At 43.4% G+C, this 21526-nt stretch carries 16 protein-coding genes; 8 read left to right on the top strand and 8 right to left on the bottom strand.

Translation table 11 applies throughout. The features are described from left to right. Positions 1-6 precede the first annotated feature (6 nt). The gene (gene aroC / locus IWA51_RS08615) at positions 7-1071 is read right to left on the bottom strand and encodes a chorismate synthase (protein ID WP_198442118.1); all 1065 of its coding nucleotides are present in this window, start codon (positions 1069-1071) and stop codon (positions 7-9) included. Between the two features lie 27 nt (positions 1072-1098). Next, the gene (locus IWA51_RS08610) at positions 1099-3882 is read right to left on the bottom strand and encodes a LuxR C-terminal-related transcriptional regulator (protein WP_198442117.1); all 2784 of its coding nucleotides are present in this window, start codon (positions 3880-3882) and stop codon (positions 1099-1101) included. A 388-nt stretch (positions 3883-4270) separates the two neighbouring features. Here IWA51_RS08610 and dapA point away from each other — a divergent pair, with 388 nt between their 5' ends. Beyond that, positions 4271-5176: a 4-hydroxy-tetrahydrodipicolinate synthase gene (dapA, locus tag IWA51_RS08605; protein ID WP_177527520.1), complete on the top strand. Its 906-nt coding sequence runs from the start codon at positions 4271-4273 to the stop codon at positions 5174-5176. A 52-nt stretch (positions 5177-5228) separates the two neighbouring features. Continuing rightward, positions 5229-6329 (top strand): aspartate-semialdehyde dehydrogenase, encoded by a 1101-nt coding sequence (gene asd, locus IWA51_RS08600; protein WP_198442116.1) that lies wholly within the window; start codon positions 5229-5231, stop codon positions 6327-6329. A 58-nt stretch (positions 6330-6387) separates the two neighbouring features. Here asd and IWA51_RS08595 read toward each other — a convergent pair whose 3' ends face one another. From IWA51_RS08595 to IWA51_RS08585, 3 genes are all read right to left on the bottom strand, one after another. Then, complete coding sequence (locus tag IWA51_RS08595) at positions 6388-7041, bottom strand: 3'-5' exonuclease (protein ID WP_198442115.1); 654 nt, start codon at positions 7039-7041, stop codon at positions 6388-6390. Further along, the gene (locus IWA51_RS08590; protein ID WP_198442114.1) at positions 7028-8809 is read right to left on the bottom strand and encodes a phospho-sugar mutase; all 1782 of its coding nucleotides are present in this window, start codon (positions 8807-8809) and stop codon (positions 7028-7030) included. Before IWA51_RS08590 ends, IWA51_RS08595 begins: the two co-directional genes overlap by 14 nt. A gap of 72 nt (positions 8810-8881) precedes the next feature. Continuing rightward, a complete protein-coding gene (locus IWA51_RS08585; RefSeq protein WP_230402635.1) occupies positions 8882-10684 on the bottom strand; it encodes a phosphoglucomutase in 1803 nt (600 codons plus the stop codon). An 83-nt stretch (positions 10685-10767) separates the two neighbouring features. Between IWA51_RS08585 and mnmA the strand changes: the two genes are divergently transcribed. Next, positions 10768-11988, top strand: a complete 1221-nt coding sequence (gene mnmA, locus IWA51_RS08580) for a tRNA 2-thiouridine(34) synthase MnmA (protein WP_198442113.1) — start codon at positions 10768-10770, stop codon at positions 11986-11988. On the opposite strand, the gene IWA51_RS08575 is transcribed toward mnmA, so the two are convergent. Further along, on the bottom strand, positions 11982-12857 hold the full coding sequence (locus IWA51_RS08575; protein WP_198442112.1) for a M23 family metallopeptidase: 876 nt from the start codon (positions 12855-12857) through the stop codon (positions 11982-11984). The genes mnmA and IWA51_RS08575 overlap by 7 nt on opposite strands. A 3-nt stretch (positions 12858-12860) precedes the next feature. Next, complete coding sequence (locus IWA51_RS08570; RefSeq protein ID WP_198442111.1) at positions 12861-13922, bottom strand: PQQ-binding-like beta-propeller repeat protein; 1062 nt, start codon at positions 13920-13922, stop codon at positions 12861-12863. Positions 13923-14069: 147 nt separating this feature from the next. On the opposite strand from IWA51_RS08570, the gene IWA51_RS08565 reads away from it, so the two are divergent. Beyond that, positions 14070-14717, top strand: coding sequence for a PTS sugar transporter subunit IIA (locus tag IWA51_RS08565; RefSeq protein ID WP_177527513.1), 648 nt, complete (start codon positions 14070-14072; stop codon positions 14715-14717). Between the two features lie 24 nt (positions 14718-14741). Here the strand turns inward: IWA51_RS08565 and IWA51_RS08560 are convergent, their stop codons facing one another. Beyond that, positions 14742-15911 carry a hypothetical protein gene (locus tag IWA51_RS08560; protein ID WP_198442110.1) on the bottom strand — a complete coding sequence of 390 codons (1170 nt, stop codon included), beginning with the start codon at positions 15909-15911 and terminating at the stop codon, positions 14742-14744. Positions 15912-15942: 31 nt separating this feature from the next. Here IWA51_RS08560 and IWA51_RS08555 point away from each other — a divergent pair, with 31 nt between their 5' ends. The 4 genes from IWA51_RS08555 to infB all read left to right on the top strand — a co-directional run bounded on the left by IWA51_RS08555 (position 15943) and on the right by infB (position 21447). Further along, on the top strand, positions 15943-16623 hold the full coding sequence (locus IWA51_RS08555; protein WP_198442109.1) for an RluA family pseudouridine synthase: 681 nt from the start codon (positions 15943-15945) through the stop codon (positions 16621-16623). A 102-nt stretch (positions 16624-16725) separates the two neighbouring features. Beyond that, complete coding sequence (locus tag IWA51_RS08550) at positions 16726-17193, top strand: LSm family protein (RefSeq protein ID WP_177527510.1); 468 nt, start codon at positions 16726-16728, stop codon at positions 17191-17193. Between the two features lie 11 nt (positions 17194-17204). Further along, on the top strand, positions 17205-18665 hold the full coding sequence (gene nusA / locus IWA51_RS08545) for a transcription termination factor NusA (protein ID WP_198442108.1): 1461 nt from the start codon (positions 17205-17207) through the stop codon (positions 18663-18665). A gap of 13 nt (positions 18666-18678) precedes the next feature. Next, positions 18679-21447 carry a translation initiation factor IF-2 gene (gene infB / locus IWA51_RS08540; protein ID WP_198442107.1) on the top strand — a complete coding sequence of 923 codons (2769 nt, stop codon included), beginning with the start codon at positions 18679-18681 and terminating at the stop codon, positions 21445-21447. Positions 21448-21526 lie beyond the last annotated feature (79 nt).

Raw genomic sequence — 21526 nt, 5'->3', positions numbered from 1 at the left:
TGCCGGTTACTCCGATTTTGAACTTCTGTTTCTGAGACTTAAATCTGCAACTGCAATTGCTGCCATTGCTTCTACTACGGGAATAATTCTTGGGCAAAGGCATACATCGTGGCGACCTTCGATTTTTATGCTGCATTCAGACATTGAAGTATCGACTGTTTTTTGTTCCCTGTAAATGCTGGGAACGGGTTTTACTGCTACCCTGAAAATTATTTCGTCACCGCGTGAAATTCCACCTAGAATTCCGCCGGCGTTGTTTGAAGCAAAGACTGCATCTTTTTTCATGGAATCATTGTTTTCGCTTCCTGTAAGTTCCGCTGCATCGAACCCAGCACCGAATTCAATTCCTTTGACAGCTCCTATAGAAAGCATTGCGTGTGCAAGAACAGCATCTATTTTGTCAAATACAGGTTCTCCAAGTCCTGCCGGAACTCCTCTGATTACACATTCAATTATTCCGCCGGCGGAATCTCCTTCTTTTTTTAATTCTTCGATTCTTTTTTGCATAATGGCTGCAGCGTCTGAATCTGGAGCACGCATCAAATTTTTTTCTATCTGGGATTCATCTGTTTTACTGCATTTTATTCCGGCTGCTTCTTTTGTGTAGGCACAAATTGAAATGCCTTGTTCTTTAAGCAGCATTTTTGCAAATGCACCTGCAGCAACCCTGGCACAGGTTTCTCTCCCGCTCGAACGTCCGCCGCCTCTGTAATCGCGTATGCCGTATTTCATAAAGTATGTGTAGTCTGCATGACCCGGCCTGAATTTGTCGCAGATATTGTTGTAGTCAGATGAATGCTGGTTTGAATTTCTTATGAGAACTGCAATCGGTGTTCCTGTAGTTTTTCCTTCGAACACGCCGCTAAGAATTTCTGCCTTGTCGCTTTCGTTTCTTGCTGTAACTGCGGCTCCCTTTGTACCTGGTTTTCTTCTGTCCATTTCGTGCTGAAGAAATTCTTCATCTGCTTTAATTCCTGCAGGGCAGCCGTCAATTATGCATCCAAGCGCGGCTCCATGGCTTTCACCAAAAGTTGTTACTCTGAATATTTCACCAAATGTATTTCCTGACATATATACGTTTACCTCGCATTCTGCATTTTACCGAAGTTTTTGCATTAACTCAACACGGCTGTGTACATTTATTTTTTTGAAGATTTTCTTGTTGTGTGTAGCAACTGTAAGCGGAGAAATTTTGAGTTCCGCAGAAATCTCTTTGTCTGTTTTTCCTTCTGCTATAAGAAGTGCAATCTGTTTTTCTCTTGCCGAAAGATCAAAACTGTCAAGATTGCCGGTGCTGTCTTTGGGATTATCCTGAACTGCATGCTGCTTTTCTGTTTTTTTCTGCGGCTCTTCAATAAATGAAGTTTCACCTATTCTGCTCATTGTTGAATGTCTTATTTTTTGCGATACCGAAATTACTGCCTGAATTTTCTGTGTCAAATCTTCAATAGAAAAAGGTGTAACAAGACAGTCTGCAAGTCCTTTTTTAAACAGCCGAGACATGTTTTCTTTTTCATTTACCGGAGTCATCATAATAAAAGGAATGTCCTGCGTAAGGGAGTCATAACTGCATTTTTCAAAAAGTTCAGCTCCGTCTATGATTGCAAGATTGTAATCGCTGATTATCAAATCCATGCGTTTATAGTCAGGTGAGTTCAATATTTCAAGCGCTTCTGCTCCGTTAGATGCAATTGTTACGCTGCAGCTATGGGACAGAATATTTTTTATAAAATTGCGTTCCCCGGTGTGTCCTGCAACAAAAAGAATATTCGGCGGTGTTTTGTATTCCGGAAGAAGACCAAAATCGAATGAATCATTTTCCTGCACAGAGATTGTTTTTTTTGATTCCTGCATAATCATTGAGTCTCTGACCATAACAGACGGCTTGTCTTTGTCTGCAATAATTTCTGGGGAAAACTCAATTTCAAAACGGCAGCCACCTGCAACTTCCAGTGCGGTCATCTTTCCGTTGTAGATTTCTATCGTGCTCAAAACAAGGTTGAATTCTATACCATCACTTTTTTCGAAGGTATTGAAATCTGCTTTTTTTCCTTTGACAAGAACCGGATAAAGACTGGGGAGTGCAGACTTTAAATTGGAAACAGTTATTCTGCTTGTTGCGCTGAGCATAAAACTTTTTCCTGAGTTTCTGAAGTTAACGGGAATTGTTGTTCCGCGTGGGGAAATTTTCAAAACCGATGCTATAAAACTGACCATAATTATTTCCATTATATTGCAGTCCGCATAGACTACGCAGTCAGCTGAAACTTCTGTTGTTACTGTAATTTTGTTTTCTTTTACTGCGGCTGTTTTTTCTGAAGCTTTTATGCAGCTGTTAAAAAACGGAAGAATCTGTATGGGAACATTCTTGAGTTCATTTTTATTTTCAAAAACACAAACTGCTTTAAGATAATCATTTATTCTTGCAGAATTATATTTTATTATATCAGCATATTCCTGTTCGTTTTTTTCTGAAATTCGTCCTGCCAGAAGGGCGGCTGCATTTTTCATTACAAACGATGATTCTGCAAGTGTTTTTATTACCATAAAGGTGAGTGAAGTTTTTTTTCTGAGTTCAGAGTAGTTTTCTTTTGTATATTGAAGCATCGTGCGTACCGAAGAATATTTTTGCCTGAACGTTATTCCGACAGTGTATATTGCTGGAAGTGTAAGCAAAAGAAAGTCGGTTGTGAAAACAAGATTGTCTTCTGTTTTGCTGAAAAATGTAAGGAATGAAAATTCCGGCATGGTTCTTAGAATAGATGCACTTTGCATAATTACAGAAATGATAAGTCCCGGAGTCCAGAGTGTAAGAATAAGTTTTGTGTTTTTGTCAAAATATTTCAGATCCGAAAAAATGCAGGCGCAGAAAATTGTCTTTACGGTAATCATGCCTATTACAAAAATGCAGAACATTATTGCAGGTGAATGTACAATAAAACAGAGAATGAGAATTCCGGTTGAAATTGTAAGAAGAAACGGCAGAATTATGAATGCAGTCCCATCCTGTTTTTTTCTTTTTAAATGAACTGTAAAGAATGTGATTAAGAAAATAACATACAGAACGGTAAGAATGTACATAATTCTTACGCTGTGCGGAATTTTTGTCATAAGCCCGTTCCAAAGATAAACCGGTCCTATGCCTCGCATCTGCATCTGAAGAATCGTAAATGTAAAGGCCGCCCCAGCAAGAGCCAGATATGGCTTTTCTTTCAGTCCGATACCTATTGCAAGAAGCATTAATGAAATAAGAATAAAAATTCCAAAAATGCAGTAAGTGTAGAATTCCAGAAAACTCTGGCTGCTGTCAAAAACGCGCTTGGGAACAATAGATACAATCACCGGCGAACCGATGTAAGAAACAAGCCTTATGCGGATATGGTGTTCTTTTTCTTCTGGAAAAGTAACTTCGCTGAACGGAATGCAGAGTCTCCAGTTGGGATATGTAATTTCATCTGTCGAAATGCTTCTTCCGGTGCGTCCCAGAAACTTCCATTCATCGCCTGTATCAAGGAATACTTCGGCAAAATCTATGTGTTCATGGCCAAAATAGAGATAGTAATCGCTTCCTTCTGTCTGTTTTGTGTCGGAAAATGTCAAGTCCAGCCACAGTGTTCCTGTATAAAATCCCGGGTTGAACGGAATTTTTACTTTTTTCAGTTCCTGAACGGGCAGATTAGAGCATTTGTATTTGTTTTCTTTGTCCAGGTATTTTTTTGCTTTGTATGGAATTGACTTGCTTTTTGGGACAAGAACGGACTGTTCTGTAAGGTCTGGGATTATTTTTTCGTTGTGAGGGGAAGATGCGTGGGCCCGAGCTGCAAACAGAAAAAGTGCTGTATATATGAAAAACTTTATTGATTTTTTGCTAAAATGGAACATATAAACAGTATAACTCAAGTTATTTCAAAAATAAAGGTTTTTATACCATATTTAGGGTATAAAAATACTATGTTTAGGGTATTTTTGATTATTGAGTGTACCCATTTACAGGGGTATTATTCACAGCGTCAGGTGTTACAAAGATAACAATGGCGGGATGAGATTAACATATATATTACTAAACTTATATTTAAAAATGAAAGAAACTGGGCTGTCCTTCTGATACGGACGGCCCTTTTTTATGCCTTTCTGCTTAAATATGCTGAATATTGATTAATTTACCATAAAATGTAATAATATGCAGTCAGTCAGAAGGCCTTTTGTAAGCCGAACGGTTATATAACGCAGGCTTTTTGCTGATTTTCTATACTTATTGTAGGGGCTAATTATGGCAAAACTTCAGGGATCTTACACAGCTTTGATAACACCCATGCTTCAGGACGGGAGCGTAGATTATGAAGGGTTTAGAAAAAACATTGTTTTTCAGCTGGAGCAGGGAATAGATGGACTTCTTCCCCTCGGAACAAGCGGTGAAACTCCGACACTTGATGAAGATGAAGAAGAAAAACTTCTTGATGTCTGTATTCCGCTGGTTCGTGAGTTTAACAGCAAAAACGGTAAAGATGTAAAAGTTCTTGTCGGTGCCGGAAGCAATAACACAAGGGACGCAGTACGTTATGTTGAACGTGCAAAACGTCACGGAGCGGATTTTGCGCTTGTTGTTACTCCCTATTACAATAAGCCGAGTGATGAAGGTATTTACCGCCATTTTGAAGCTGTTTCAAAAGTTGGTGTTCCCATTGTTGTATACAACATTCAGGGTCGTACAGGAAAAAATATTTCTGTTTCCCTCCTCAAGAGAATTGCTTCACTTCCCAATATTATTGGCGTCAAAGAAGCAAGCGGAAATATTTCACAGATGATGGAAGTCATAGAAAAAATAAAGCTTGCAAACCCCGACTTCTCTGTAATGAGTGGCGATGACGGGCTTACACTTCCTCTTATGGCTGCCGGCGGTGACGGGGTCATTTCTGTAGTTACGAACATGATTCCGGGACTTATGACACAGATGGTTCATGACTGCATGAAGGGTGACTTTGAGTCTGCAAAAAAGATTCATTACAGACTCCAGCCTTTCTTTAGGGCAGCTTTCTGTGACGGAAACCCCATAAGCATAAAGTATGCAATGAATGTAAAGGGAATGGCTGCAGGTGCTCTTAGACTTCCTCTCGTAGAAGCGAATCCTGCCGCACAGGAAACAATAAAGGCTGCAATAAAGGAATGCAATCTTTAGTCATATAAAAACGCCGGTTGCAGTTGCCGCCGGTATTTTATGGGAGAATATTATGGAAAAGATTTCTGTTGGTATTTTGGGTGCAACCGGAATGGTTGGCCAGCGTTATATAAAGCTGCTGGATAATCATCCGTGGTTTGAAGTAACTTATGTTGCTGCATCTCCCCGCAGTGCAGGCAAACTCTATAAGGATGCCGTTGCAAGCAGGTGGCTTATCGGTTCTGACATTCCGCAAGGTGTTGCAAATCTTACAGTACAGGATGCAAATGATGCTTCGCTGGCTTTGGGAAAGTGCAAGTTTGTATTCAGCGCACTTGAGATGGGAAAAGAAGAAATAAAGGCTCTTGAAGAAGCTTATGCTGCAGAAGGAATTCCTGTTGTTTCAAATGCCAGTGCAAACCGCTGGACAGATGACGTTCCTATGCTTATTCCCGAGATAAACAGCGCCCATCTTGATATAATCAAAAAGCAGCAGGCACACCACGGCTGGGACAAAGGCTTCATTGCAGTTAAGCCCAACTGTTCTCTCCAGACTTATATGATGCCGCTTTATGCACTTATACGCGCCGGCTATCCTGTAAAAAGAATGATTGTTACGACACTTCAGGCAGTAAGCGGCGCCGGTTATCCCGGAGTTTCCAGCTTTGACATGATTGACAACATTGTTCCCTATATTGGTGGTGAAGAAGAAAAGACCGAACGCGAATGTCTTAAGATTCTTGGAACTGTCAGCGGCGAAAAAATACAGAATGCAACTGCACCTGTAGTAAGTTCTACATGTACTAGGGTTCCGGTAATTGACGGACACACTGCAACAGTAAGCCTTGAATTTGATCTTCCCGAAGACAAAAAGCCGTCCCTTGAAGAAATTGAGCGCGTCTGGACTGAATTTTCGTCTGTTCCGCAGGAATTAAAGTTGCCGTCAGCTCCGGACCATGCCATTGTTGTACGCCACGAAGAAAACCGTCCGCAGCCAAGACGTGACCGCGAGACAGAAAAGGGAATGGCCTGTGTAATAGGAAGACTCAGAAAGTGCAATGTCTTTGACGTAAAATTTGTAGCACTAAGCCACAATACAAAAAGAGGTGCTGCCCTCGGCGGAATTCTCAATGCAGAACTTCTTAAGGCCAAAGGCTTTTTTGACAATCTTTAATCAGTTTTTGTAGAATGTCTTCAGGGCTGTCTTTTGTATAAGGCAGCCTTGATTTTTTTTAAAACAATTCCCCTTCGCGTACGGTTTCGCACTGAACGTCTTTCTGAACACTCATTGTGTCACTTAAAATTCTTTTGAATACTTCCATGCAGACTCTGGCGTCGTCACTTGCCCTGTGTGCTGCCATAACATTTATACAGAATCTTGAAGCAAGGGACTGCAGTTTATACTGTCCTTTCTGCGGTTCAAGTACCAGTTTGGGGTAAGCCCATCTTGCCAAAGGCAGTGTATCTATACATTTATTTTTGAGCGGGCCGAGCGCACATCTTTCAAGACCCGCGTGCATAAATCCCAGATCAAAAGGGGCGTTGTGGGCAATAAGAACTGTGTTTTGTGTATCCAGATATGAAAGAAAAGAAAGAAGCGCAGAACTTTCAGAAACACCGTCCTGTGCCATGCCGTCTGTAATTCCTGTCAGCTGTTCAATAAACTGCGGAACCGGGACCGGCGGTTTTATTATCTTGTCGAACGGGGCTCCTATAATGCCGTCTTTCGAAAACTTTACGGCTCCTATTTCAAGCATAAAGTCAGATTCGGCATGAAGCCCCGTGGTTTCTGTATCAAAGGCTACAAACACTGTTCCGCTGTAGAATTCGCGTGCAAGATGTTTGTAGTCCCTGATAATACGAAACTGCCCCTTAGTTTGCTGCATCAAGAACAGCCTGTATCTCTGCTGTTATTTTATTGCAGAGGTCGTCGGCATCTTTCTTTGCTGCGCTGAGTGCTGCTTCTGTTTTTGCAGAAACAGGAACTGTGCTGTTTATATAGAACTTAATCTTTGGTTCTGTTCCGCTCGGGCGTGCGCTTACGATTGTTCCGCCTTCAAGAATAAACTGAAGAACGTTGCTCTTTGGCCATGGAAGTGAAGCTTTCTTTAAAGGTTCTGCAGGGTCAAATTCAATCTGCTGCTGGATGTCGCGGATTTTTACAACACGCTTTCCTGCAAGAGACTTGAGTCCGTCTTCACGGAGCTTTGTCATAATTCCCTTCATTATTCCTGGGCCTGAAACCCCCGGGAAGTTCTTGCTGATTGCCCTGTCTTCAAAAAGACCGTATTCCATGTAGAGTTCGTTAAGGCGTTCGAGAAGGCTCTTTCCCTTGCTTGCCCAGTAAAGTGTCATTTCTGCACACATTGCAGCTGCCGAGATTCCGTCTTTGTCCCTTGTTTCTGTTTCTACAAGGTAACCGTAGCTTTCTTCAAGACCAAAAGCGTAGTGTTCGTTTCCTGTCTTTTCCATCTGGCCTTCATCGTATGCAATCCACTTGAAGCCTGTAAGACATTCCTTTACTTTGACACCATAAGATGCAGCGATTTTGTCTACAAACGGGCTTGTTACAATAGAGCGGATAAGTACCGGGTTTGAAGGCATCTTGTTGAATTCCTTCTTTGAGAGAAGAACATAGTCTGCAAGAAGTGTACCCATCTGGTTTCCTGTAACGAGAACGTAGTTTCCGTCTTTGTCTGGGAATGCTGTTCCGAAACGGTCTGCATCGGGATCAGTTGCCATTACAACATCTGCCTTTTCCTTCTTTGCAAGCTCTACAGCCATTTTGAGTGCCGGTGCTTCTTCAGGATTCGGCTTTTCTACTGTCGGGAAGTTTCCGTCACCTTCGCGCTGTTCAGGAACGGTTATTACATTCAGTCCAAGATCCCCAAGAACTTTTTCTACATGCATTGCACCTGTTCCGTGAAGCGGTGTGTAGACTACTTTTACGCTGCCGGCCTTTTCCTTGATGAGTTCAGGGCGGTAAAGGTTTGCCTTGATCATTGCCTGGAACTTGTCATCGATTTCTTTGTCAATAAGAACAATAGAACCTTCTTTGATTGCCTGTTCCTTGTCGATGAGCTTTACTTCCTTTACGGCGTTTACTTCGTCAATAATTCCCTTGTCGTGCGGTTCAACAACCTGTGCACCGTCGTCCCAGTAAGCCTTGTATCCGTTGTACTGCGGCGGATTGTGGCTGGCTGTAACTACAACACCGGTTTTGCATCCGAGAACCCTGATTGCAAAACTCAGTTCCGGGGTAGGGCGCATTCCTGTAAATGCATAGGCTTTGATTCCGTTTGCGGCAAAAACTCTTGCTGTAATGTCTGCGAACTTGTCGTGGTTGTTGCGGCTGTCATAAGCAATACATGCGCTCAAAGTTCCGGCTGCTGCTTCTTTCGGGAAAGCCTTTATAATGTAGTTTGCAAGCCCCTGTGTAGCTTTGCTTATATTGAGCGTGTTCATGCGGTTTGTTCCGCCGCCCATGACTCCCCTGAGTCCGCCTGTTCCGAACTCGAGGCTCTGGTAGAATCTGTCTTCGAGTTCTTTCATATCCTTTGCGGCTACGAGATCTTCGACTTCCTTGCGGAATGATGCATCTTTTTCTTCCGCGATATACTGTTTTGCGCGGTCAAGAATTTCCTGTTCGTTCATGAATATCTCCTGTCTGAAAATACTTTTTTTTGAATACTGCTTTATAAGTGTATCAGTTTTTTAAGTTCTTTTCTACTGTTTTCCTATTGCATCTGCCCGCATAAGAATTGATGTTTCCCATTCCAGAAGCGAATGTTCTTCCTGCGGTTTTATTCCCTTTGTGTCGCACATTACTCTGAACACGCTTTCTGTTCCGCTTGGTCTCATCCATATAAAGGCTTTGTTTGTTCCCGAAGAGTCCATGAATCTTATTTTAAGGCCGCCGTTGCCGTTGTTCCAGTCGGTTGCGTTTTTGATTTCTTTTGTACCGTTTGTCGTATCTGCGGCGTATGATTCAATTCCGTATTTTTCCTTAAGTTCATCACGACGTTCCTTCCATTCCTGTTCAAAAAGTTTTTGGAACCTAAGCTTGAGCTTTCCCTTGTCTTCGGTCTTTACGTGAAGAACTGCACGGCTTTCGCTGACTCCTGTTGTTGTGTATGCCGGAAGGGAAGCAAGTATGTCAGAAAGTGTAAAGTCGGGTTTGTATTTGTTTTCCTGACCTGACTTTATGCACCACAGATGGAAGAGACCTGGTCTTATTGTTCCGTCGTGTTCAAGGCTGTCCCTTATTGCAAGAAGTTTGATTATGGCAAAAATTGTTGCAAGAGGATCCCTTACGCTTGAAGGGTATGTTATGTTGCCGCCGTTGCTTCCTTCGCCAAGAATCCTTACGCTGTAACCTTCTTCACGCTTTTCTCTGGCAAGGTTTACGACATTTGCTTCTCCTACTTCGGCTCTGAATACACAAGCTCCGAATGCCGCGCAGATTTCGTCTGTTCTCATTGAAGTAGGTCCGTTTACAGCAACTGCAATTTTTGATTCTGTTCCGCTCCAGATTGAACATGAGATTTCTGCTGCAACACAAAGCGCAAATACTTCCTGCGCCGGAATTGGTTTTGCGGTTTTTGAACTGTCATCCCAGTAGACTATGTTTCCCCTGTCCCCGTCGCAGTCCGGCATGTAGCCCAGTTTTATATCTGTTTTTCCTGATTTCTGAAGTTCTGTCATAGCCTTTGCGCAGTGAACAAGGTTTTCGGGTTCAGGTATAATTGCGTGGACTATCTGCCCCGGATTGTCATTGAAGGACAGAAATTTGATTCCGCGCTCTTCCATGTATTTTCTGTCTACAGAAAGCGTTCTTGCCGAACCGTTCATGTCACACAGAACAGAAACCGGCGATTTTGAAAGTGCATTTTTTATTTCTGAAAAGATTTTGTCCTGCTTTTTTTTCTGATCAAAGCCGGTTATAACTTTTCCCAAAAAGTTTTCATATTCGGCAAGGGCCTGCTTTTTGTATTTTGCACTGCTCTCCAGCACTTTTTTGAGTGAACTTTCGCTGCATTCCGCAAGAAGACGGTCTGCGTGTTCTTCTGCATTTACGGCGCCGCATTTTGCCCTGAAACTGTCTGCAAGTTTTTTTGCTTCGCTTCCCGGAACAACACCGCCGTCATTAAGACCGAATTTTATTCCGTTGTGGCCGACCGGATTGTGGCTGGCAGAAATGTAAAGAAAACCGTCGAGTGTTCTTGCATAGGCCATGATTTCCGGAGCGGCTGAAACCGAAAGAAAATGAACCTTTATTCCCCTGCATAAAAGTGCCCTTAAAACTGCATCTGCAATTTCGCTTCCTGTAGGCCTTGTGTCTGTTGCAACCGCGATTACAGGCGATTTTTTCTGGGTTGCGGCAATTGTATATTGTGCAAAAGTTTCTCCTATAAGGGCACAGAGTCTTCTGTTTGCAAGCCCTATGTGTTTAGATTTGCTTTCTTCGTCATTGTTTTCAGTAAAAATTTTGCGCCATCCCGACGCCGACAAAATCATATTGTGTTCCATATCTTCTATTATAACAATATTTATTTTGATTAGCAACTTTACAGACCGTTGTCTAAATCCTAGTTTTATAGTATGATTTAGGAATGAGTTATAATAAGCTTGAGATGCCAAAAAAAGGCGATCTCGTTGTAGTGGGACTTTCAGGCGGAGTCGATTCGACTATGACCGCACTTCTTCTTAAGGAAGCCGGATGCCGTGTTGTAGGAGTTACAATGTCTCTCTGGAAAAACGATATTCCAGGATTCCCCGAAGATCCGAATATGAGAGAAAGCTGCTATGGTCCCGGAGAAGAAAAAAATATCGAAGAATGCAAAACCTTTTGTGAGGCAAATGACATTCCCTATTATGTGATAGATGTTGCTGAAGAATACAAAAAACAGGTTCTTGACTATTTTACTGCCGAATACCGCGCCGGCCGCACGCCCAATCCGTGTATAAGATGCAATCGGTTTATAAAATTCGGTGCTCTTCTGGCCGGAATCAAAAAACTGGGCATAGACTACGATTATTTTTGTACAGGACACTATGCGTCGGCTGTGCGTTCAGATGTTTCACTCTCAGAATCTTACGGAATAACGGGAGACTCTGAAGGCAAAGACAAATATCCTGTTCAGATAGCATGCGCGATGGATGCAACAAAAGACCAGGCATATTTTCTTTACAGAATTCCGTCTGAAGTTCTGGAAAAAGTAAGGTTTCCGCTTGGGGAATACAAAAAGCGCGATGTCATTGCAATGGCTGTTCAGAAAGGACTTGTTGCTGCCGGCCGCGAAGAAAGCCAGGATTTTGTTCCTGAACAGCTGTTTGACTATCTGTTCAGCGATAAGCCTTCTGTTCCCGGGGATTTTATTGATATGGACGGCCACGTTCTTGGACACCACCGCGGAATAGAACATTACACTGTGGGGCAGAGAAGGGGACTTGGCGTAAGTGCAAAAGAGCCGCTTTATGTTGCAGCAATAGACAAAGAAAAAAATCTCATTGTTCTTGGTAAAGATTCTGATCTTTTCTGCGAAGGGCTTATTGCAGACGATCTTGTCTGGCCTGCAGATTTTAATCCTTTAAAAGAATTTGATGCGCTTGTAAAGATAAGGCTTGCCTCGCGTCCTGTTCCTGCAAGAATTGAACCATGCGGCAGTACAGAAACAGGGGGAGATGCCGTAAAGATTACGTTCAGCGAACCGCAGCGTGCAGTTGCCCCGGGACAGTCTGTCGTATTCTACAGGGACGGCGTTATCTGCGGCGGCGGAATAATCTCGGAATCAATTAAGAAAGGTTCCGCGGTTGCCACGCAGAATCAGTAAACGTCCAGGGCATATGTTACTGAAGTTGCCGCTCCAAGAATATTGGTGACGGTAACAGAAACTGTATTCCGACCGTGGGTAAGCTGTATTATGGCCAGAAGTTGTCTTTCTGCGTCGGGGTACAGTTCCTGCGCGGAATAATTTGAGTTTCCTGTTGCACAAAGAAGACCTGCACTTTCTTTGAGAGTGTCGTATGATATGGACTCTACTGTAGCACCGTTTATTGCAACACTTGTTCTGTAAGGAACCGCAACACTCTGTCTTTTTCTGTAAAGTGAATAGACTCCTGCCGGAATGTATCTTTCCCATGTAAGATTGTGTGATTTTCCGTCCTTGCCGTCCATTGTAAGTGTACCGACGGCAAGTGGCAGTTCTTTTCCTACGCGCGGCATAAGAATTCTTGGGTTTATTACCGTGGCGTTTTTTGTGTCAATTACTTTGAATTCAAGACAGCTCTGTCCTTCCTGCCAGCCCGAGTTTCCGCTTACACCGAGTTTTTCGCCCGATTCAACATTTTTTGTTTCATAGAGTTTTTCTGGAATTGATTCGTCGTCAAGATTTGCATAGACCGTAACAAGATTGTCTTTGTGTGCTACAGTAACTGCGTTGCCGAGCGTGGACTCAAACCAGCCGAAGTCATCACCGTGGTCTGTAATAACGGCTGTAACGCGTCCTTCATATGCTGCCTTTATTTCTGAATTGTCCTTGAATATAAGAGATGAACTTATTGTTCCGCCCCTGAGCTGCCCGAAGTAAGAAAAAAATGAATCTGAGGCTGTCTGTTCCTGCGGCCAGTCGAATGCAAAAGCTGCAGAAGAAGAAAGTGCGCATAAAGCGACTGCAACAAAAAATGAATTCCTTGTTTTCATAAACTATTCCCTCGAAACTGAAATTTTTGAAATTCTGTCATCGCGTCCTACAAAAAGCATGTTGCCGCGGACCTGTATAAAGGCGCTTGAACCTGTGAACGAAAAGGATGAAAGTTTGTGGTCAGAAGGCTCTATGGCTGTAACGGTGTAGGTATCTGCGTTTCTGCTCAGAACAAAAACAATGTTTTCTACCGCAGATTCTTCTATCTGGATAATTCTTCCGTCAATGGGAATTCTGGAACTTTTGAGTGTGTCGAGATTTGCTATACCAAGAAAACCTTTTGCGTCGTACCAGACAGTCTTCGAGTCCGAACTGAATTTTACAAGAACCTGGAAATTCTGTGAATTTTCAATATATTCGTGGAATATAACCCTTGAGTGCCCGCTGTTTTTTTCGGCAACAACGAATCTCTGTTTGTCCTGACCGCTCACACATGCAATTCTGCTACCGTCCTGCGAGATACCTGCTCCCAGAATGACTTCGTAAGTGCTTCCGCCGGGAGAAAAGCGTTGGGTCTGGTTGCCACTGTTGTCAAAAGAAACAAGCGTTCCATCTGCAAAACCGGCTACTGTTCCGCCTGTGCTTGAAGAAAATGCGGTTACCGGGGCATAGCTTTCATATTTCCAAAGCTGTGAACCGTCTTCTGCGTACATGCCGAATGATGTTCCGCCAGGGAAAAACATATACATTCTATCTTCTTCAAAAAACGGAAACCCCGGAGTGTCCATGCGTCCTGCAATTTTTGCGTCGGGAGTGCGGAATTCAGTATACTGGCTGTCTGCGCCGTAATATGCAAACCTTGAGTCAGAAATGGTTGCCTTGAACGGAAAAGAAATGCATGAAACAATGCGGCCATCTTTTGTAAAATAGCCTATATTCTGTGAAAGCCTGAACGGAATAAGCTCTTCTTTTGCAATTACAGGCTTTACGTTCTGGATGGATTCTGTCCATTCCGGCTTTAAGTGAAGTTCCGTGCTTAAAGGGCGTGCAGATAAAATTATATAAATAAAGCAGAATGCCGCTATGAATGGAACCGGTGAACTTTTTTTCTCATTGATTTTCATGTTTCTATCTTATATAAACGCAATAAAATAGGCAAGATATAGGAAGACAATAGTGGTTTTAGCGGCAGACCTGATGTAAGCCCTGATGCAAGACTTGACAAAAAACCGTAAAGAATGCAAAATACTGCAAAGAAATAAGGGGTTATTGTGGAAGACGATATTCTTACTATAGAGGAAGTTGCAAAATATCTTCGCGTCAGTGAACGCACTGTTTATGACTGGGCACAGAAAGGTGAAATTCCAAGCGGAAAAATCGGAACTGTATGGCGTTTCAAAAAAGCAGAAATAGAAAAATGGGTGAACGAGCGTCTTTCTTCATCTTCGCGCCCTGCTGCAACCGATATTTCGGTGCAGGTAAAAAGCATTCTGTCTCCCGAGCGTATTGTTTTTATGAATCACCAGACAAAAAGAGATGCACTTGTAAGACTTGCCGCAAATCTGGCTACAGCTCCGCAGATTAAAGATGCACGCGAGCTTGAAACAGAGATTATAAAGCGCGAAGAACTTATGTCTACTTCTATAGGAAGGGGACTTGCAATTCCTCATGTAAGACTTTCGAGTGTTACTGACCTTGTTGTTTCTGTGGGAATCTCAAAATGCGATATAATTGATTTCCAGCCGATTGACGATATTCCGGTAAGGCTTCTGTTTATGATTGCCGCTGCATACAACCAGCACAGCTATTATCTTCAGACGCTTTCGTTTTTCAGCTCAAAGCTTAAGGATGCTGACTTAAGAAATTCCCTTCTGAATGCAGAAAATTCCATGGACGCGTACAATCTTCTTATAAAATAAAAATTCATATAAACAAAGCAATTCTTAAGGGAGCAGAACCGGAATCCATTTGGATGAGTCCGCCTGCTCCTTTGCTATTGTACCCCAGGTGGCACCTTTTTTAGTAGTTTCACCGGTAAGATAAGCTTTTCCGCCGGCTTCAAACGAAAATCCCGGATGGTTAGAGACAAAACCTGCAACGGCGTGGGCATATTCTGCACTTACAAACATTACGGCATCTTCCCCCGCGCACTGGAGCATTACATCAATAAGCATAGAACGGCTGTCGCAGTCACTTCCCCTTCCCAAAAGAACAGACGGCAGTGGTGTAAAGTCACTGGATTTTAAGTTTCTGCCGTAGTCCAGGTTTTGTGTCCAGAACAGAAGTTTTTGTGCATAAGAAGTCATGTCGCTGCATTCCGGGGCAATTTTTTCATAAACATTTTCGGCTGTTTGCGAAAGTCTTCCTGCAGAGTCGCGGAAAATCATTCTGTAATAGCGCTGCCATACTTCTTTCCAGAGAGGGCTTTTCTGGTACAGGAGCGACACGGAATATTCCCTGTCAACAAGATACTGCGCTGCTTCTTCGTCCGATTTGTCCAGTGAAGTTTTTATTGTTTTGCCGTCAATCTGAAGTTCTACAGGAAGTTTTTCTTCTCCCGGGAAAATAAATGAAGTAAGCGGGCCACATTCAAAGAAACTGCTTCTGTCGGGGTAAAGGGAATCTGCGATGCTTGCGGCAAGGCTCAGTGCCTGAACGTTGTCTTTTTGAGTAGTCCACGCCGCGCACAAAAAAAGAGTGTCATCTTTTGGAATGCGCACACATACGGCATAACCTGCAGCCGGTGTTCCAAGTACTTTTTCTTCTATTATACCGCAGGCTCTGTCTCTTTTGTTCCACGGAATTGCACCGCATGAAAAGCCTTCTGCTATTTTTTCGAGCGAACCGTTCAGGGCTTCAAGGGCACTGTCATATCTTTTTGCACCGTAAATGCGGACAAGGGCTTTAACAGGGGCGGCATCCGATGCAAGCAAAAAGTATGTGCCTTCTGCGTTGCTTTCGGTAACATTTGTTCCTTCTGGAAGATCCATTGTAACTTCATCGCCGTAAATGCTGAATCCGGTTCGTTCTGCAAAGGATGAATGTGCTATAGCAAAAAATGCGCATAATGCACAGAGAATAAATCTGTAAAGTTTGCCCGTTTGTATTGTCATTTTATTGAACCTCATTTAATATATTCGGCAGATGGAACGCATTTCAGTATTATTTGAAAACGAAGAGATTCTTGTCGTAAACAAGCCGTTCGGACTTGCTGTCCAGGGCGGTAAGGGCGTGGGCCGCTCCCTTGATGATGAACTGTCGGCACAGGTAGGTTACAGAGTTCATCTTGTTCACAGGCTGGACAAAGATACGTCGGGGATTCTTGTAGTTGCAAAAAACACGCAGTCAGCCGCAAAATGGACGTCTCTTATCGGCGGCGGCCTTGTAAAAAAACAGTACATGGCCGTTTGCACAGGAGAACCTGATTCCGGAGGAACAGGGAAGGGCAAAATAGAAACTTCAGTTACCGCACACGGAAAAGTTCAGTCTGCCCTGACATATTTTACCGTAGAAAAGCGCACATCTGTTGCCGTAGAAACAGAAGGCGGCCTTAAGGAGATTCCGCTTTTTCTTTTGAAACTTGAACTTGGGACAGGCCGTATGCACCAGCTCAGAATACAACTTGCGGGAGCCCGTTCCCCCATTGCGGCAGATGACCAGCACGGTGACTTTAAAACAAACAAACTTCTTCGCAAAGCCGGAATAAAAAAACTTCAGCTTGCGGCTGTCTGCCTTAATCTAAAAGTACCGGGAGTTCCTGAAAAAATAGAAATTCCGCTTCCTTTCCATATGCAGGAAACTCTGGAAAAGTACTTTGGTTATTGACATATTTTTTCTTATATGGTAATGTAATTGTACATTTTAATATTCTTTAAGATGGAGCCGAAAAAAGGGCTCCTTTTTTTTAGTCTTTTTAAGAGGTTTGATTTGGAATATATTTCTCCGGAAAAAAATCCCTATTTCAAGGACTGTTCCGCTGTAGTAGAGGCGGAGGGTTTTAAACTTGTGGAACTGCAGGTTGTTCCACAGCACGGAGCTGTTCGTGTATCTGCAGTTATCGCGTCAAAGGATCCCTCAAAGGACATTGGTGTTTCTGACTGTGCAAAGGCACACCGCGCTCTTCAGCCAAAGTTAATTGCATTGCTTCACAAGTCCGAGGACGATGTTTCCATGGAAGTGTGTTCTCCCGGAATGGAACGCAATTTCAAAAATGCCGCAGAATTTTCTGTCTTTACCGGCCGTGAAGTACGTGTATGGGACAAAACTGTCGGTGACTGGGTTCGCGGCATAATAAAATCTTCTGATACAGAACAGGTTACACTGGAACTAGAGGCTGGCGGTGAAAAATCCGTAGCCTATAATGATATTGCCAAGGCAAAATTTATACATTTATAAGGGGGCTTGATATGTCAGAAATGGCAGATGCAATCCGTGCGCTTTCCGCAGAAAAGGGTATCAGCGAGGATTCAATCAGGCAGACAATTGAAAACACAATTAAGGCGGCTTACAAGAGAACTTTCGGAACATCGGACAACTGTATAGTTAAATTTGCCGATGACAATTCTGATGTTGACGTTTATTCCCGTAAGACTATTGTTGACGGAGTTTATGATCCTGTTATGGAAATAGAACTTGAGGATGCGCTTAAACTTTCTTCTGACAGCGAACTCGGTGACGAAATAGACATCCGCATTGATCCGCATGACTTTGAGCGTTCTGCAGTTACTACAGGAAAACAGGCTGCACACCAGGCTCTGGGCGAAAGTTTCAAGGATAATCTTTACAACGAATACAAGTCAAAGATCGGTGAGGTTATAATTGGATACTACCAGCGTGAGCATAAGGGAAGCATTTATGTAGATCTCGGAAAGGTCGAAGGCGTGCTTCCTGTAAAATACCAGAGTCCGCGCGAAACTTACGAAAAGAATGACAGAATAAAGGCACTTATTGTAGATATAAAGAAAACTTCTTCTGGTATTCAGCTTGTTTTGAGTCGCAGCGATCCTAAACTTGTAGAAAACATTCTTTCCGTTGATGTTCCAGAAATTGCAGATAAGATTGTTACCATAAAGAAAGTTGTACGCGAAGCCGGTTACAGAACAAAGATTGCTGTTGTAAGTGACAAGAGTGATGTTGATCCGGTTGGCGCATGTGTTGGTCTTAAGGGAACACGTATACAGAATGTTATTCGTGAACTTTCAGGTGAAAAAATTGATGTTCTCAGATATGACGAAGATCCGCATGTGTTCATCAAAAATGCACTTTCACCTGCCGAAGTCAAGAAAGTTATTGTTCTTGATGAAGACAAAAAGCTTGCTCTTGCCGTTGTTTCTGAATCTGAATTTTCAATTGCAATCGGTAAGCAGGGACAGAACGTTCGTCTTGCAAACAGACTCTGCGACTGGAATATTGATGTCAAGACAGAAGAACAGGCTGCCGAAATGGATGTTTCCGAAACAGATGCACGCAAGGCCGCAGAAAATCTGTTCAACGGGGATTCTGAAAATTACGAAGAAATAACTTCTGTCGCACAGCTTTCTGGCATTGAACCGAGAGTTGTTGAACTTCTCAAGAATGCAGAACTTGATGACATTGAGCGTTTTGTTGCTGCAGCAAAGGACGGAAGTGCACTTAAGGTAGAAGGACTTACACAGGAAGATATTGATGCTGTAAGTAAGGTTATAAACGATACTGTAGAATTTGAGGAAGAAGATGCCGCAGATGCTGCCGCTGAAGATGCACAGCCGCAGGAAGTTTCTGATGACGAAGAAGAAGAGTACTTCTGCCCTGAATGCGGTGCAAAAATATCTCTTGATATGTCTCATTGTCCAAAATGCGGTGTTGAGTTAGTATTTGAAGAGGAGTAAGGAAATAGAATATATGGCGGATGAATCAGAAAAAAAGCCCGAATTTGTTTTGAACAAAAAAGAGAAGACAACAGAGTCTCAGCCAAAAAAGAAAGTGGTTGTCATCAAGCGCAAAACCACAGGTGCTGCCGGCACAGCTTCAACTTCACCCAAGGAACCTAAAAAGGAACCTCACAGGGTTGTAGTAGCAAAGAAGGCTCCTGAATCATCCGCTAAACCGGAAGATACTAAGAGTGCTGTAGTTCCGGAATCAAAGCCTGCTTCACGTCCTGCAAGTGCAGAAAGTGAAAAACCCGCACAGCCCCAGACCACTTCTGCAGAATCAAAGCCTGCACAGAAGTCCCAGGTACAGACGTTTGAGCTTCACAGTGCCAGACCTAATGTCAAGGCAGGAAACCTCAGTGGCGGACCAAGGGGACGTTACGGCAACGGCGGCTACAACCGTCGCGATGGTGGTGGATTTACAGGCACACAGGCCCGTGAAGGATACCAGAGCCGTGAGCGTACCGGCGGTTACAATAACGGCGGCCAGAGAACAGGCGGCTTTAATAACGGATCGCGCCAGGGCGGCTACAATAACGGCGGCCAGAGAACAGGCGGCTTTAATAACGGATCGCGCCAGGGCGGCTACAATAACGGCGGCCAGAGAACAGGTGGCTTTAATAACGGACCGCGCCAGGGTGGTTTTGGCGGCGGAAGGCCTGGTTTCGGCGGTGGTGCTGGAAGACCGGGACAGGGCGCTCCCAGACCGGGTTTTGGTGGCGGTGCCGGAAGACCGTTCAGCGACCCTTCTGCAATTGCCGGAAACAAGGTTCCTGCAAAGAAGCAGTTCAAGGGCAAAAAGCAGGTTTATAACAGAAAGAACAAAGAAGATGTCTTTGATGAGAATGAGCTTTACCAGAACAAAAAGCGTGAGGCAACTCCTGCCAGCGTAGTTCCTTCAAAGATAGATATAATGGAAACAATTTCTGTTTCTGATCTTGCAAAGAAGATGAATCTCAAGGCAAGTGAAATTATCGCAAAACTTATGTCAATGGGAATGATGGTTACAATTAACCAGTATATTGACAGCGATACTGCGACAATTCTTGCTTCTGAATATAACTGTCAGGTTCATCTTGTAAGCCTTTATGACGAAACGGTTATTGAAAGCGATCAGGGCAGTGAAGAAAGCATCCGCCTTCGTCCTCCGATTGTTACTGTAATGGGTCATGTAGACCACGGTAAGACAAAGACACTTGATGCCATACGCAATACAAATGTCGTTGACGGTGAGGCTGGAGGTATTACACAGAAAATCGGTGCTTATCAGGTTGCAACACCAAAGGGTGTCATTACATTCCTTGATACACCGGGTCACGAAGCGTTTACAATGATGCGCGCCCGCGGTGCACAGATTACTGATATTGTAGTTCTTGTTGTTGCTGCAGATGACGGTGTTATGCCCCAGACTCTCGAAGCCATAAACCACGCAAAGGACGCAAAAGTTCCGATCATTGTTGCAGTAAACAAAATCGACAAGCCTGAAGCAAATCCTGACCGCGTTATGACACAGCTTTCTGAGCGTGGACTTACTCCAGAAGCATGGGGCGGCGATACACAGTACGTAAATATTTCGGCCCTCAAGAGAGAAGGAATTGATGATCTTCTTGATGCAATTCTTGTTCAGGCAGAAATGCTGGAACTCAAGGCACAGTATGACTGCCGTGCAGAAGGTAAGGTTATTGAAAGCCGCATAGATCAGGGACGCGGTGTTGTTACTTCTGTTATTATTCAGAGGGGAACTCTCCATACCGGTGATCCTTTTGTTGCAGGAATTTATTCAGGCCGCGTAAGGGCTATTTTCAACGATCGCGGTCAGAAAATCCATGAAGCAACTCCTTCAATGCCTGTTGAAATTCTTGGTATTGAAAGCATGCCGAATGCCGGTGATCCGTTCCAGGTTACTGAAACAGAAAAGAATGCCCGCGCATTTGCTGCAAAAAGACAAGAACTCAGAAGACTTGAAGAAGCAAAAGCCGTCAAGAAGGTTACTCTCGACAATCTTTATTCCACAATTGAACAGAAAGAAATCAAGGAATTCAAGGTTGTTATCAAGGCCGATCTTCAGGGTAGTGCCGAAGCTCTCAAGACTTCACTTGAAAAGCTTTCTACCCGCGATATAAGACTTGTTGTAATTCATTCAAGTGCAGGTGCAATCAACGAAAGCGACGTTATGCTTGCTGCTGCTGATGACAATGCAATTATTATCGGATTCAACGTACGCCCGACTCCGAAGGCAAAGCTTCTTGCAGACCAGGAAAAAATCGAGATACGCAAGTACAATATTATCTACAAGTGTGTTGAAGAAATTACCCAGGCTATGGAAGGTATGCTTAAGCCCGATACAAAGGAAGAAGTTACCGGTACAGCCGAAGTCCGCAATACATTCAAGGTTCCTAAAGTCGGAACAATTGCCGGATGTTATGTTACCGATGGTATTATCAAGCGCTCAAGCAATGTCAATATCATTCGCGACGGTGTTGTTAAATATACTGGAAAGGTTGCTTCTCTCAAGAGGTTCAAGGAAGACGCAAAAGAAGTTCGTGAAGGATTTGAATGTGGTCTTGGAATTGAAAACTGGCAGGATATCCAGGTTGGAGACCAGATTGAAGCATTCGAATTTGTTGAGGTTGCCAGAAAACTTGGACAGACGCTTGTTGACGAAAAAGCCGAAATGGAAAGAAAAGAGGCCCTTCGTGCTTCTGGTTCCGAAGAAGCTGTTTCGACCGACGCAGAATAGCGGTTGTTCATTCCGCGCAACTGGTTTTTAATTACAGGTTACGGTGCTGTTTGTAAAGACAGGCGGCACCGCAGCCATT

This window comes from Treponema peruense, from assembly GCF_016117655.1.
Lineage (GTDB): Bacteria > Spirochaetota > Spirochaetia > Treponematales > Treponemataceae > Treponema_D > Treponema_D peruense.
This window is presented reverse-complemented; position numbering and strand designations above follow the sequence as displayed.